Raw genomic sequence first — 13,992 nt, 5'->3', positions numbered from 1 at the left:
AATTAGTCCTTATTTTTCCACTAACTAGAAAGAGTAGATGGCTGCTAAAGCAAAAGAGGAAAGACTATTAGTAGTACCTCCGTTACTATCAAAGAAAGGTTCATTATCTTTCCCAAAACTATCCAATCGAATTTCTGGTTTTATGATTAAGTTTTCTTTGGTAAAACTCCCTGTCAATGTTAATGCTGTTACAGGAACATCGTCAAAACCATCTTGCGTAGTGGCAAAATATTCACCTCTCAGGCCAATGGCAAAAGATTCTGATGTTGTCACTTGTGGATAAATTGCAGCTCCATAAAAACCTGCCGTAGTTGTTCCCCCATTTCCATCATCAGCGTTTGAATTGGTGTTGTAAGCCGCATTGATTCCAAAGAAGAAACTATCAGTTATATCAAAACCTCCGGTGTAATCAATTTCGAAACCAAGACCACCGGCAGTTGGACTACCTCCATCGTAGTAAAGGTTCAAATATTGACCATAAACACCTAATTGTCCTCCAACAGCATATACGCCTGAACCACTAATGTCATTTGTATCCCAAGGGTTGGTGATGGCAAGCATTAAACTTACATCATCCGAAAAGGCAAAATCAGCCTTAGCACCAAGATGCGAAAAGGGACCATTTGAAAATAAGTAGGAAACACTATAATTGAAGTTGGCCGCAGGGGCAATAACTTCATACCCTACCCAAGTATTGAAACGACCTATGGTTAAGGTAGTTTTATCAGAAACATTCCAATAGGCATAAGCTTGGTTGATAATACCGTTTAAAACATCGTTGTTAAACGTGGCCTCTGTACCTCTAGGTCCAAAAACCAAATCTACAACTACACCTGTTTTTTCCATTTCATAAGTTCCAATTAAATTGGCCATACCCAAAGCAAATCCAGTTTGGTTCGCAAAGGATGTCGGTGTAGCGGTAGTTGCATCTCCACCGTCTTTAAACGTGGTTCTGTAATAAGCATCAATAGAACCACTCAAAGTAAATTTTGAAGCACTTTCCTCTTCTTGGGCAACAACGGTTATTGCTGAAAATAGGGCCAATGATGACAAAAAGATATTTTTTACGAATTTTGTATTTATAATCTGTTTCATAAATTTTAATTTTAAATCCTTCTTTGGATTATTGTTAAATGATTGATAGAATTTTTGAAAGGGTTATGTAACGGAGCGTTCTGCCAAACGCTCCGTGTTTTTTTATTTACTTATCGTTTGAAATATGCTCAGGGTAGCACTCGGTTCCGTGCTCCGTAATATCCAAGCCTTCTATTTCGTCCTCTTTGGAAACTCTTAAGCCAATTGTTTTCTTAAGGATAATCAATACGACGAATGTGGCAAAAGCAGCCCAAAGTAAATAGGCTAAAGACCCATATGTTTGTACCCATAGCAACTTGGCACCACCTCCATATAAAAGACCTCCGTCCAATGCAAAGACACCAACGAGAACAGTTCCAAGGAATCCACAAGTACCGTGTACCGATATGGCACCAACGGGATCATCGATTTTAAACTTTTTATCCAGAATTTCAATGGAGAATACTACTGCAATACCGCATAATAGTCCTATGGCTACAGCTCCCCATGCGTTTACGGCACCGCAACCTGCTGTGATACCTACCAATCCGGCAAGTGCTCCGTTCAAGGTCATGGACAGGTCTGGTTTTCCATATCTAATCCAAGTAAGGAAAAGAGCTGTAATTGCCCCAATTGCTGCGGCAAGGTTGGTGTTGATTATTACACTGCCTGCGGCAATGGTGTCATCACCTCCCCAAGCCAACTGAGAACCCCCGTTAAATCCGAACCAACCTAACCAAAGTATAAATACTCCAAGAGCTCCATACATCATATTGTGTCCAGGAATAACTTTTACTTCACCGTTCACATATTTACCAATCCTAGGACCAACCATTATAGCCGCTACCAATGCGGCACCACCACCAACAGCATGTACCACAGACGATCCTGCAAAATCGATAAAACCTGCAGTATTCAGCCATGCATCATCGTCAAATGGCCAATACCAACTTCCGGAAATCGGGTATATTAAAGTGGTCAAAACTGCAGAAAGAATTAAATAAGTGGAAAACTTGGTTCTTTCCGCTACCGCACCAGAAACAATAGTTGCGGCTGTTGCACAGAATACAGTTTGAAAAAATAAATTGTACCAGTCCGTAGCGCTAAAAAAGAAATAGCCCTGGTCTGAAGGGCTTGATCTAAAAAACCCTCCTAATACTAAATCACTTCCATACATAATACCGTAACCTACGGCCCAGAACATGATAGATCCTACAGCAAGGTCCATTATGTTTTTCATTATTATATTACCTGAATTTTTGCTTCTCGTAAAGCCGACCTCTACCAAGGTAAAACCTGCTTGCATAAAGAAAACCAAAATCGCTGCAAGGGTAATCCACAATGCACCCATATCGCCATTTATAGCTGCAAGGGTGGCATCCATTGATTCTTGTGTTACTTCAGTCATAATTAAATTTTTTTAGTTAGTTGATTATTTTAGTTGATACCTGCCTGCCCGCTTTCTTTGGTTCTAATACGGTAAGCTTCTATTACGTCGGATACAAATACTTTTCCATCCCCTACATTGCCGGAATACGCAGTGTTTAAAATAGTTTCCACTGTTTTTTGAGCAAATTCGTCCGATACGACAATAGATAAGAATCTTCTTTGAATGTCTGTTGTGCTATAGGAGATACCCCTGTACACGTGACCTTTTTTCTCATTACCAACTCCCGTTACATCCCAGTAACTAAAGAAATTGACCTCGATTTGATGCAATGCTTCTTTGACTTCATCAAACTTGGATTTTCTGATAATTGCCTCGATTTTTTTCATTGTACTAATTGTTTTAGATGCCCCAAATGTATGTTAAAAAAATTAACACCCCCTAAAATTAGGGGGTATAGGATATATTTTTATGTTTATAATAATTAAGACCCCTAAAAATTATAGGTATTAATATTTAAGCTGTGGTATTTTATGAATATGACCATTAGGAATGATTAAAATGGCCTATATTTTGTAAAAAGTGTAGAAAAAGAACCCTTTAGGTAATAAATTGTTTAAAAAACAATAAAAAAGATGTGGAAAAGTATAATTTTTGGAATTAACGTTACTATTGTTAAGATTATAACAATTTGCAAATATATAGGCCCAGTGCAATGGCAAGAATACCTGCTATAATACTTGCACCTAGGTATGCGGACATATATAATAAGGAATGTTCCTTTAGAAGGAGATGGCTCTCAAGTGCAAATGTGGAGAATGTGGTAAAGCCGCCGCAAAAACCTGTACCCAATAAAAGAACATGATTTTCGGATATATAGTTGTTCTTTACTGATAGCCCGATTAGCAATCCAATAATGAAACAACCCAAAATATTGACCAAGAAGGTTCCTAAATAAAAATTAGGGTAATAGGAATTTAATGCTTTGGAAATTAAATACCGTAGAAAGCTTCCAACGCCACCACCAAGAAATATGAGCAAAAACTGTTTCATACCTCACAAAGGTATAAACTAAACAGCTTTTTTGTAGTTGGAAGTAATCAGATTAATCGGATAAATTACAGATGGGTTATCCTCTGAAGATATACTTGTAGGTTTTTTCGACTTTTTACTTGCATTTTGCAAACTTGCTATGAGCATAGCTATATTAAGACCGATCAATACCAATAAGATTGTAAAAAATGTCATCATAATAATTGCCCCTTGTAGATGAATAACGCAAAATTACGCTATTTGGTATATTATACGTCAAATTCAGGGGTTTTGTTGTGTAACCGTCAATTTTTGTGGTGTATGTAAAATTTGCGTTAATTATTGAGTAAATACTTAATGGAGAAAAGAATAAATATAAATATTATAAAGAATATTCCCACCCATTTGACGCCTTTGTAATTCTTTTGGTGCAATTTTAAGTCCTTCCTATACATAATGACAATAATTATGAAGAACGTGATGATAAATAGAACTGCAAAAACAATTTGTCCGGTGCTGAACATAATTTTTATTTTTACACAAAACTAAAGGAAAACTCAAGATTTTTTATGAAAAGCAAGATTAAAGCAGTACAACTATTCCACGAATCGTTTGGGCTGGGTGTTTCAAAGGAAATGAGGGCGGATTTGGGGAAAGCAAAAAACCATTTACGTTTTAATTTAATGGATGAAGAAAACAAGGAATACTTGGAGGCGGCATCCAATAATGATATCATTGAGGTTGCAGACGCCCTGGGAGATATGTTATATATTCTTTGTGGGACTATTTTGGAGCATGGGATGCAGTATAAAATAGAGGAGGTTTTTAATGAGATTCAGCGAAGCAATATGAGTAAATTGGGCGAGGATGGAAAACCTATTTATAGGGAAGATGGAAAAGTGTTAAAAGGGCCAAACTATTTTAAGCCGGACATCGCCGCTATTTTGGATAAATAAAAAAGGGCTCTTAAGCCCTTTTTTATTAACTTTTGACCATAAAGCGCCATCCGTATTTATCTTCAGATTTGTTATACTGTATATCCGTAATCAATTTCTTTAATTTGGAAGCATAGCTGTTTTCCAATTCCGGTAAATCATAATCCTTGTCCTTATATCCAAAAGCGGATATTGGTGAAATTACTGCTGCAGTTCCTGCACCGAACATTTCTTTTAATGAACCGTCCTTCGCCGCATTGACTACTTCCGTAACCGTAATTTTTCGTACTTCGGTAGGAATACTATTATCCTTTGCTATTTCCAAAATACTTTTTCTGGTAATGCCATCCAATATTCTATCACTGGTAGGGCCGGTAATCAAAGTATCGTTTATACGTATAAAAATGTTCATGGCACCGGCCTCCTCAATGTATTCATGTTCTGTGTCATCCGTCCAGATTACTTGATTGTATCCCTTTTCAATGGCTAATTGCGTAGGGTAGAACTGACCGGCATAATTACCCCCGGCCTTGGCGAATCCAACCCCTCCGTTAGCGGATCTGGAGTAGGTTTGTTCAATAAGCACCTTTACTTTTCCGGAGAAATAGGAACCGGAAGGAGCACAAGCAATTATGAATTTATACTCATCGGCTGGAGAAGCATGAAAGCCATTTCCAGATGCGAACATGAAAGGCCTTATATACAAGGAGGAACCCTCTTTTGTTGGTATAAAATCACTATCCAGCTCTAACAAAGTGGTAAGGCCTTCCATAAAATATTCTTCTGGCAATTCAGGGATAGACAGTCTTTTTGCAGATATATTAAGACGTTTATGGTTGTCCAATGGTCTGAATAAGAAAATACTCCCATTATCATCCTTGTAGGCCTTCATTCCCTCAAAAATGGACTGTCCATAATGAAATACCTTTGCAGAAGGATCAAGCATTATCTGTTGATACGGCATTATCTTGGGAGCCTCCCAAACTCCGTTCTTATAATCACAAACCAACATATGATCCGTATACACGGAACCAAATTTTAAATTGTCAAAATCGACTTGATTTATTTTAGAGGTCTTTGCCCTTTCTACACTAATGTTCACTTTTTTAGTTTCTACGCTCATCCCAAATATTCTTTATTAGAATAAAATTAATCAAATATACCAACTGCCACTTCTTTTTTACCCTAAAAATGAGCAGTTTTGCAAGAAGAATTTAATTTTTGAACATTATGAAAAGTTTTAACATTTTGCTTGTGATTTTTTGGATAGGTTTTGTGTCGTTAGGTCAGGATAAAAAATCAGATACTAATAAGTTGGTAACTTATGGCGAATGGGTGGACGAGTCAAATGTTGGTAGTTCCAAGGATATGATGTTGCTATATGATGGTTTAAAATCCGGCGATACCTTAAAGACTAAGTTCATGGGAAAAGTAAAAGAGGTTTGTCAGGCAAAGGGATGTTGGATGAAGTTGGAACTTGCAAATGGTAAAGAGGCCATGGTTAGGTTCAAGGACTATGGATTTTTTATGCCAAAGGATATCGCAGGTAGAAAGGTAATTGTGGACGGTATTGCGTTTGTGGAGGAAATGAGTGTAGAAGATCAGAAGCATTATGCCAAAGATGGTGGCGCCAAACAAGATGATTTGGCAAAGATTACCTCTTCTAAAAAGACTTACGGTTTTGAGGCCAACGGGGTATTGATAAAGGATTAGTTTGAAAAGGGAGATAATTACCACTGGTGATGGCTCAAAAACCATTCAGATAAGGGAATGGAATGAGCAATACCACTCAAAGCATGGCGCAATCAATGAGGCGTACCATGTCTTTATCAATCAGGGACTAGATTTATTTCAAAACCGACAAATTTCAATTCTTGAAATAGGCTTTGGTACTGGGCTTAATGCTTTCATTACTTTACTTGAAGCACCAAAAAGAAGGCTTAAAATAGATTATGTAGGCGTTGAGGCTTATCCTGTGGTTGATGAAGAAATCGAGGAATTAAACTATATAGAAGAACTCAATGCCGTCTCTCACAGTGGTGATTTTAGGAAATTGCATAGTTGTTCTTGGGAAAAGGCCTCAATTATTACCGAAAATTTTAGTCTTTTGAAGCAGCAGAAGGACTTTAGGGAAATAAATAATTCCGCAGAATTTGATTTAATTTATTTTGATGCCTTTGGCGCAAGGGTACAGCCCGAGCTTTGGACCGAACATATTTTCAGCAAAATGTTCGAAGCCTTAAAAATGAATGGATATCTAGTGACTTATGCTGCCAAAGGCAGCGTTAGGAGAGCCATGTTGGAAGTTGGATTTGAGGTTGAGCGCCTTCCGGGACCTCCAGGAAAAAGAGAAATGCTAAGGGCAAAAAAAATGTTATAATAGGAAGGTGTTCAGTTAATTTGTCTTAAAAAGACCTATTCTATGTTAAATCGAAACTAAACTTACATTGGGCATAATCTTAAAGTGATAACTTTGGGATATGAGGATATTAATAACAGGTGCTACGGGATTGGTCGGGACGGAATTGGTATCTCACTGTCATGACAAGGGATACGTTGTACATTTCTTGACCACAAGTAAGGACAAAATGGTTTCCAAGGAAAACTTGAAGGGTTTTTATTGGAATCCTACAAAAAAGGAAATTGATATTCGTTGTTTTGACGGAGTTACTACTATCATCAACCTAGCTGGAGCGAGTATTTCGAAGAGATGGACGCCTAGTTACAAAAAACAAATTCTCAACAGTAGGATTAATTCGTTGCAAACCTTATATGGGGCAATAGATAAATTGCCTCAACATACCATTACATCCATCATATCTGCTTCTGCTATTGGGATTTATCCAGATTCTTTGTCAAATTATTATGAGGAAGATGAAGAGGCGGTAGATGATAGTTTTCTTGGAAGGGTGGTTTTGGCTTGGGAGGAAGAAGCCGATACCTTCAAGAGTCTCGGCATAATGGTTTCCAAAGTTAGAATTGGCCTGGTTTTATCGGACAAAGGAGGAGCTTTACCACAAATGGCAAAACCGGTTAAATATTATACGGGTGCAGCATTTGGATCGGGGCTGCAGTGGCAACCTTGGATACACCTTTCAGATTTGGCCAGAATTTTTCTATTTGTACTAGAAAATGAATTGGAAGGAGTTTTTAATGGGGTTTCTCCCAACCCTGTAACCAATAATAGATTGGTAAAGGAAATTGCCAATGTTTTGAATCGCCCACTAATTTTGCCCAATATTCCCAAAATGATAATGAAGCTTATTCTTGGTGAAATGAGCTATTTATTATTCGCAAGTCAGAGGGTTAGTAGTAAGAAAATTGAAGGTGAAGGATTTATTTTCGAGTTTCAAAACATTTGCTGCGCATTGGAGGTTATTTATCAAAATAAAAAATCCAATTCTAAGATATCCAATGATTTATCCAAAGAATATGTGTCTTAAATACTAAACAATAATCAAGGAACAATATGTAAATCCGCTTTTGGCGGATTTTTTTATAAAGTTTGGTGACATTTTGACATTTTTAAAGATTTGGCAGTACTTTTGCCCCCTCAAATCGGAAGATTAAAATAGTATTGAATATGAGCAAGAATGATAATACCGAAAATATAGAGGAAGAATTGTCCCAAGAACAAATGTTGAAGCAGGAAGAGCTTAATGGGGAAAGGGACCAAGAAGATATAGTGGAAGAGGAAATGTCTGAAGAGGATAGGCTAAGAGAAGATTTAGGAAAGGAGAAGGATAAGTTTCTCAGGCTTTTTGCGGAATTTGAAAATTACAAGAAAAGGACCTCCAAAGAGCGAATGGACTTATTCAAAACGGCAGGACAGGAAGTAATAGTTTCTCTATTGCCGGTCCTGGACGATTTTGACAGAGCCTTAAAAGAACTGTCCAAGGCAGAGGATAAGGAATTGTTCAAAGGTGTGGAGTTGATTAAGGTAAAGTTTTGGGAAACCTTAAAATCAAAAGGTTTGCAGGAGGTCGAGGTAACGGCTGGAGATACTTTTGATGCTGAAATTCATGAAGCCATTACCCAAATACCTGCACCGGAGGATAGTATGAAGGGAAAAGTCATCGATGTCATTGAAAAGGGGTTTAAGCTTGGGGAGAGAATTATAAGACATCCAAAAGTGGTGGTAGGAAACTAAAAAAGTAGTATGAAGGAAGATTTTTACGAAATACTTGGCGTAAGCAAAAGTGCCTCGGCCGCCGAAATAAAAAAGGCATACCGAAAAAAGGCGCTTCAATATCATCCTGATAAGAATCCTGGTGATGCCAAAGCAGAGGAGATGTTTAAAAAATCGGCTGAAGCTTATGAAGTCCTGAGTGATCCAAATAAGAAGGCAAAATATGACCAATTTGGTCATGCTGCCTTTGAAGGAGGAGGCTTTGGAGGTGGCGGAATGAATATGGATGACATATTCAGTCAGTTTGGAGACATTTTTGGAAGTGCATTCGGTGGAGGTGGATTCAGTGGATTTGGAGGTTTCGGTGGTGGTGGCCAGCGAAGGGTGAAGGGAAGCAATCTACGCATTAGGGTTAAATTGACCTTGGAGGAAATCGCCAACGGCGTGGAAAAGAAGGTTAAAGTAAGGAGAAAAATCCAGGCTGAAGGGGTTACCTATAAAACGTGTACTACATGTAATGGCCGTGGACAGGTTACCAAGGTTCAGAATACCATATTGGGCCGTATGCAAACAGCCGCAACCTGTAGTGTCTGTGGTGGAAGTGGACAAATTTTGGACGGCAAACCGGGAGATGCGGATGCCCAAGGTCTAAAAGTTTCTGAAGAAACCGTATCCATAAATATCCCTGCTGGGGTGGAAGAAGGAATGCAATTAAAAGTTCCGGGAAAAGGTAATGACGCCCCAGGCAATGGTATTCCAGGCGATTTGCTGGTTGCCATAGAAACCCAAGAGCATGAAACCTTGAAGCGCGAAGGCGATAATCTACATTATGATTTGTATATAAGCATATCCGATGCCATTTTGGGAACCTCAAAAGAAATTGATGCCGTTGGAGGTAAGGTGAGAATTAAATTGGAACCTGGTATACAGTCAGGAAAAATCTTGAGGTTGAGGGGAAAAGGTGTCTCCAGTCTCAATGGTTACGGTAGCGGAGATCTTTTGGTCCATGTTAATGTTTGGACTCCAAAAGAATTGAACAAGGAACAAAAGGACTTTTTTGAACGTATGCAGGGTAACGAAAATTTTGAGCCAAAACCTGAAAAATCGGATAAATCCTTTTTTGAAAAAGTAAAGGATATGTTCTCTTAAACTTAAAAAATTTGGTGTTTAAATAAAAAACGTATATTTGAAACAATATTGGGTGACCAATATTAATTTTCTTTTTCATAGCAATTTTTTCCCATCCTTGATTCTTTTGAGGGTGGGTTTTGTTTTTATAGCATTTTTAATGCATGGATTTCGTGAAATTCATAAGTAAAAAAAGCCTTGTGAAAACAATTCAATATCTTTGAACAAATTGCTTACATGAATCATATTTTGGTTGCAAATAAGGTCTCCAAAACGTATGGCGGCCACACTGCTTTGCATAATGTTTCCATAGAAATTCCCAAAAATAGTATCTACGGTTTGCTTGGTCCCAATGGAGCAGGTAAAACTACCTTGATTAGAATTATCAATCAGATATCCTTTCCTGACCAAGGCGAGGTTTTTTTTGAGGGGGAGCCTCTAAGGAGCGAACATATTTCCCAAATTGGCTATTTGCCGGAGGAAAGGGGATTGTATAAAAGTATGAAAGTAGGTGAGCAGGCCTTATATCTTGCCCAACTTAAAGGTTTATCCAAGAACGATGCAAAACAAAGATTGAAATACTGGTTTGAGCGTTTGGAGATAGGAGATTGGTGGAACAAGAAAATTCAAGAACTTTCAAAGGGTATGGCCCAGAAAATACAGTTCATCGTTACAGTGCTTCACGAACCTAAACTGTTAATTTTCGATGAACCCTTCAGTGGTTTTGATCCAATAAATGCCAATATCATAAAAGATGAAATTCTTAAGCTTAAGGAAAGTGGCACCTCTATCATTTTTTCTACGCATAGAATGGAATCCGTAGAGGAATTATGTGAATATATTGCTCTGATCCATCGGTCGGAGAAGATACTGGACGGTAAATTATCGGAAATAAAGGAAGCGTATAAGAAGAATATATTCAAGGTAGGTATCGGCACGAGTTCACCAAATGGATTGTTGGACCAACTAAAAGGTAATTTTAAAATATTTGATGCCGTTTCCGGCGAAAGCCAATTGGATTTTTCCGTGCAACTCCCTGGGGGAAATTCCAATGAACTATTGAGCTTTTTGGGAACTAAAGGCAATATCAAAAACTTTACGGAAACGATACCCTCTGCAAATGAAATATTTATAAGGACTATTGAAAACAAAGGTTTCGCCCATGAGTAAGTTACACTTAATTATTAAAAGGGAATACTTGGCCAAGGTTAGGAACAAATCATTTGTTATAATGACCTTTCTTAGTCCTTTTCTAATGGTAGGTATGATTGTCCTCATATCCTATCTTACAAAGCTAAACGATAATGAAAAAAGGGTGATTGCCGTTTTAAATGAAAGTGATTTCTTCTCAAATGAGTTTATAACTTCAGAAAGTACATCCTTTGTAAAGTTCAGGGATATCTCCTTGGAACAGGCCAAGGATTCCACAATGAATATGGGCTACTATGGACTTGTATATTTACCCAATGAATCTAATTTGGAGACAGTAAGCCAACGTTCGTTTTTTTATAGTAAGGAAGCTCCAAGTACCAATATCTTGGAACGATTGGAACGGATTTTTAAGGAGCGGTTGAAACAGGAAAGACTCAGGGAATTTGGCATATCCGCACGTGAATATGCAGAAATGGACAGTGAATATGAGTTGAATATTTCAACCTTTGACGGAGAGCATAACCTAAAGGGAATAAATGAGATAAAAGCAATAATTGGAGGAGGTTTTGGGTATTTGATCATGATGTTCATTATCATTTATGGGGGGTTTGTTATGCGCAGTGTTATTGAGGAAAAAACTAGTCGGATCATTGAGGTCATCATTTCTTCGGTAAAGCCATTTCAGTTGATGCTTGGCAAAATTATTGGTACTTCATTGGCAGGTATTACGCAGTTTGGGATTTGGATCATCTCCGGCGGTGTTCTTCTATTGATTTCTATGTCCATTTTTGATATAGACCCTTCGGATATTTCCAAGGGAGGTATGGGGCCTGGAATGGGTAATTCGACCAATACCATTTTATCATCGGCAGACTCTTCGTTGCTTTTGTATGCTCAGGAAATTTTGGATATACCTTGGCTGCTTTTAATTTTATTTTTCATCATTTACTTTGTGCTGGGATATTTGATCTACAGTTCAATTTATGCGGCAATAGGTGCCGCAGTAGATAATGAAACTGATACACAACAATTTATATTTCCAATAATATTGCCATTGATGTTGGCTATTTACGTTGGTTTCTTTTCGGTATTTAGCAATCCGCACGGACCCATTGCCGTTGGTTTTTCTTTGTTTCCGTTAACGTCTCCCATTGTTATGATGATGCGACTCCCTGGTGGAATAGGGGAGGGCGGTGTTCCCATTTGGCAATTGGTTTCCTCAATTCTCATATTAATAATTACCTTTATTGGTATCGTTTGGCTGGCAGCCAAAATTTACAGGGTAGGAATACTTATGTATGGAAAAAAACCTAGTTATAAAGAATTGTTGAAATGGCTTAAATATTAATGATGGCCCAAGAGGAAACGGAAAAAATAAAGGAAATTATAGAGGAGGATATATGGGGCTCCATTAAGGAGTTTCTGGATTTGGGATTCCATTATAATTCAGGTGATAAATCCATCCATGTTACCATTGGCGTTTTACTGTTGTTGACTATTGCGTTTATAGTGACAAGTTTTGTGTTGCAGTGGGTGCGGAGGTTTTTTACCAGAAGAATGGAGGCTGAAGATAAATTGAAGTTTATCAGCATCTTCAAGTTCATAAAGTATGTAGTCTACATTTTGGTAATTCTTTTTACCATGAGTGCGGCAGGTATTGATATTACTATACTGATTACCGCTTCCGCCGCTTTATTTGTTGGACTTGGACTTGCTTTACAGGAACTTTTTCAGGATATCATTGGAGGTATTTTTATTATTGTTGACAAATCCTTGAGGGTTGGTGATATTATTGAGGTAGACGGTAAGGTAGGTAAAGTCTTTGAAATAAAATTGCGGACTACGAGGGCTATAACTAGGGATGATAAGATTATCATCATCCCAAATCACCATTTTATTAGCGACATTGTTTATAATTATACACAGAATCATAAGACCACTAGGGAGAACGTAAAGGTAGGGGTTGCCTATGGCAGCAATGTGGAATTGGTTACCAGTGTTTTGGAAGCTATAGTCAAGGAGCAAAGAGGCGTATTGAAAAGTCCAAAGCCCTTTGTATTATTTGAGGATTTTGGAGATTCGGCCTTATTATTTTCATTGAATTTTTATATAAGCGATAGCTTTTCAGATCCAAGATTAAAAAGTGATTTGCGCTATAAAATCGATGCTGCCTTTAGGAAGAATAATATTACGATACCTTTCCCACAGAGGGATGTGCATATTTTTCAGCAAACCCCGTTTAAACATAGTAATGTCCAAAAAGATAATTAGGAATGAAGGGCAAATATAGTTGGGCCCTTATTTTTGTACTTGTGGTACACTTTGCAAATTGGGGGCAAACCCCGGATGTTTTCCGGGCGGAGTATATGTTGATGCCCGAGAACAAGGCAGGAGTGGAGACCTCTAGAATAAAATTGTTGGCGAATTTTCCCATTGCCGTTAGAAAAAAAAGAGATTATATTGTTTTGGGAAGCGAGTATAATCGATACAATTTTGAAGTGCCTGATACATTGTTCGCAAATTCAGGTGATTTGCAAAAATTGCATGTATTTGACCTCAATCTCGCCTATGTCTATAAGTTAACAGAAGAATGGAGAATCGTTGGTGTAGTTACACCCAGATGGTCCTCAAATTTTGTAGAGGAACTTCAAGAGGATGATTTTAATATTAATTATACGGTTGGTGCCTATCAGGATAAAAAGGATATAGAAAAACCTTTTCGACTGGTCTTGGGACTTTCCTATAACTCAAACTCACCGGTACAAATACCGTTGCCGGTACTTTATTATGAAAAGCGCTTTCATCCCAATTGGTCATATATTTTGGGAGTTCCAAAATCCGGCATGAAATATTTCACGCGTAAAGGCCATTTTTTTCAAACTGAATTGTTTGTAGATGGGTATTATGTGAACATACAGAATAATATTTTGCTTTCAGGAAACACTTTATCAACCGATGTGTCCTATACGGCATTATTATTGACTCTTGGGTATCAATATAAAATTACCAAGGATATGTCCGTTTATCTTGTAGGGGGGCATTCCCTTTTTCAAAATGGGGCTCTTAGGGATAATGATAGAAAGGATATCTTTACATTGAACGATGAAGCTGGCTTGTATTTTAGAACCGGTTTTAGAATAGGAATTTAAAAGAAA

At 37.7% G+C, this 13,992-nt stretch carries 15 protein-coding genes; 10 read left to right on the top strand and 5 right to left on the bottom strand.

The features are described 5' to 3' along the window. Positions 1 to 24: 24 nt before the first annotated feature. From CJ263_RS02300 to crcB, 4 genes are all read right to left on the bottom strand, one after another. Positions 25 to 1,095, bottom strand: coding sequence for an outer membrane beta-barrel protein (locus CJ263_RS02300; protein ID WP_094995781.1), 1,071 nt, complete (start codon positions 1,093 to 1,095; stop codon positions 25 to 27). Positions 1,096 to 1,201: 106 nt separating this feature from the next. Continuing rightward, entirely contained in the window at positions 1,202 to 2,482 is a 1,281-nt protein-coding gene (locus tag CJ263_RS02295; RefSeq protein ID WP_094995780.1) for an ammonium transporter, read from the bottom strand. 29 nt (positions 2,483 to 2,511) lie between these two features. After that, positions 2,512 to 2,850, bottom strand: coding sequence for a P-II family nitrogen regulator (locus CJ263_RS02290; RefSeq protein WP_094995779.1), 339 nt, complete (start codon positions 2,848 to 2,850; stop codon positions 2,512 to 2,514). Between the two features lie 292 nt (positions 2,851 to 3,142). Further along, positions 3,143 to 3,514 carry a fluoride efflux transporter CrcB gene (gene crcB, locus CJ263_RS02285; protein ID WP_094995778.1) on the bottom strand — a complete coding sequence of 124 codons (372 nt, stop codon included), beginning with the start codon at positions 3,512 to 3,514 and terminating at the stop codon, positions 3,143 to 3,145. A gap of 548 nt (positions 3,515 to 4,062) precedes the next feature. On the opposite strand from crcB, the gene CJ263_RS02270 reads away from it, so the two are divergent. Beyond that, positions 4,063 to 4,449, top strand: coding sequence for a pyrophosphohydrolase domain-containing protein (locus CJ263_RS02270; RefSeq protein ID WP_094995775.1), 387 nt, complete (start codon positions 4,063 to 4,065; stop codon positions 4,447 to 4,449). A 25-nt stretch (positions 4,450 to 4,474) separates the two neighbouring features. Here the strand turns inward: CJ263_RS02270 and CJ263_RS02265 are convergent, their stop codons facing one another. Continuing rightward, positions 4,475 to 5,551 (bottom strand): branched-chain amino acid aminotransferase, encoded by a 1,077-nt coding sequence (locus CJ263_RS02265; RefSeq protein WP_094995774.1) that lies wholly within the window; start codon positions 5,549 to 5,551, stop codon positions 4,475 to 4,477. Positions 5,552 to 5,658: 107 nt separating this feature from the next. Here CJ263_RS02265 and CJ263_RS02260 point away from each other — a divergent pair, with 107 nt between their 5' ends. The 9 genes from CJ263_RS02260 (at position 5,659) to CJ263_RS02220 (ending at position 13,986) form a co-directional block, all read left to right on the top strand. After that, positions 5,659 to 6,141: a DUF4920 domain-containing protein gene (locus CJ263_RS02260; RefSeq protein ID WP_094995773.1), complete on the top strand. Its 483-nt coding sequence runs from the start codon at positions 5,659 to 5,661 to the stop codon at positions 6,139 to 6,141. Position 6,142: 1 nt separating this feature from the next. Beyond that, positions 6,143 to 6,808 carry a tRNA (5-methylaminomethyl-2-thiouridine)(34)-methyltransferase MnmD gene (mnmD, locus tag CJ263_RS02255; protein ID WP_094995772.1) on the top strand — a complete coding sequence of 222 codons (666 nt, stop codon included), beginning with the start codon at positions 6,143 to 6,145 and terminating at the stop codon, positions 6,806 to 6,808. A 100-nt stretch (positions 6,809 to 6,908) separates the two neighbouring features. Beyond that, entirely contained in the window at positions 6,909 to 7,871 is a 963-nt protein-coding gene (locus CJ263_RS02250) for a TIGR01777 family oxidoreductase (RefSeq protein WP_094995771.1), read from the top strand. Positions 7,872 to 8,011: 140 nt separating this feature from the next. Continuing rightward, the gene (locus tag CJ263_RS02245; RefSeq protein WP_094999069.1) at positions 8,012 to 8,578 is read left to right on the top strand and encodes a nucleotide exchange factor GrpE; all 567 of its coding nucleotides are present in this window, start codon (positions 8,012 to 8,014) and stop codon (positions 8,576 to 8,578) included. 9 nt (positions 8,579 to 8,587) lie between these two features. Beyond that, on the top strand, positions 8,588 to 9,706 hold the full coding sequence (gene dnaJ / locus CJ263_RS02240; protein ID WP_094995770.1) for a molecular chaperone DnaJ: 1,119 nt from the start codon (positions 8,588 to 8,590) through the stop codon (positions 9,704 to 9,706). A gap of 216 nt (positions 9,707 to 9,922) precedes the next feature. Beyond that, positions 9,923 to 10,855, top strand: coding sequence for an ABC transporter ATP-binding protein (locus CJ263_RS02235; protein ID WP_094995769.1), 933 nt, complete (start codon positions 9,923 to 9,925; stop codon positions 10,853 to 10,855). Further along, positions 10,848 to 12,185 (top strand): ABC transporter permease, encoded by a 1,338-nt coding sequence (locus CJ263_RS02230; RefSeq protein ID WP_094995768.1) that lies wholly within the window; start codon positions 10,848 to 10,850, stop codon positions 12,183 to 12,185. Before CJ263_RS02235 ends, CJ263_RS02230 begins: the two co-directional genes overlap by 8 nt. A 2-nt stretch (positions 12,186 to 12,187) precedes the next feature. After that, positions 12,188 to 13,108, top strand: coding sequence for a mechanosensitive ion channel family protein (locus CJ263_RS02225; protein WP_094999068.1), 921 nt, complete (start codon positions 12,188 to 12,190; stop codon positions 13,106 to 13,108). 2 nt (positions 13,109 to 13,110) lie between these two features. Continuing rightward, entirely contained in the window at positions 13,111 to 13,986 is an 876-nt protein-coding gene (locus tag CJ263_RS02220; RefSeq protein ID WP_094995767.1) for a DUF6268 family outer membrane beta-barrel protein, read from the top strand. Positions 13,987 to 13,992 lie beyond the last annotated feature (6 nt).

Source organism: Maribacter cobaltidurans, assembly GCF_002269385.1.
In the GTDB taxonomy this organism is placed as follows: Bacteria; Bacteroidota; Bacteroidia; order Flavobacteriales; family Flavobacteriaceae; genus Maribacter; species Maribacter cobaltidurans.
Note: the sequence above shows the minus strand (reverse complement) of the source record. Positions and strands in the feature narration are given on the sequence as shown.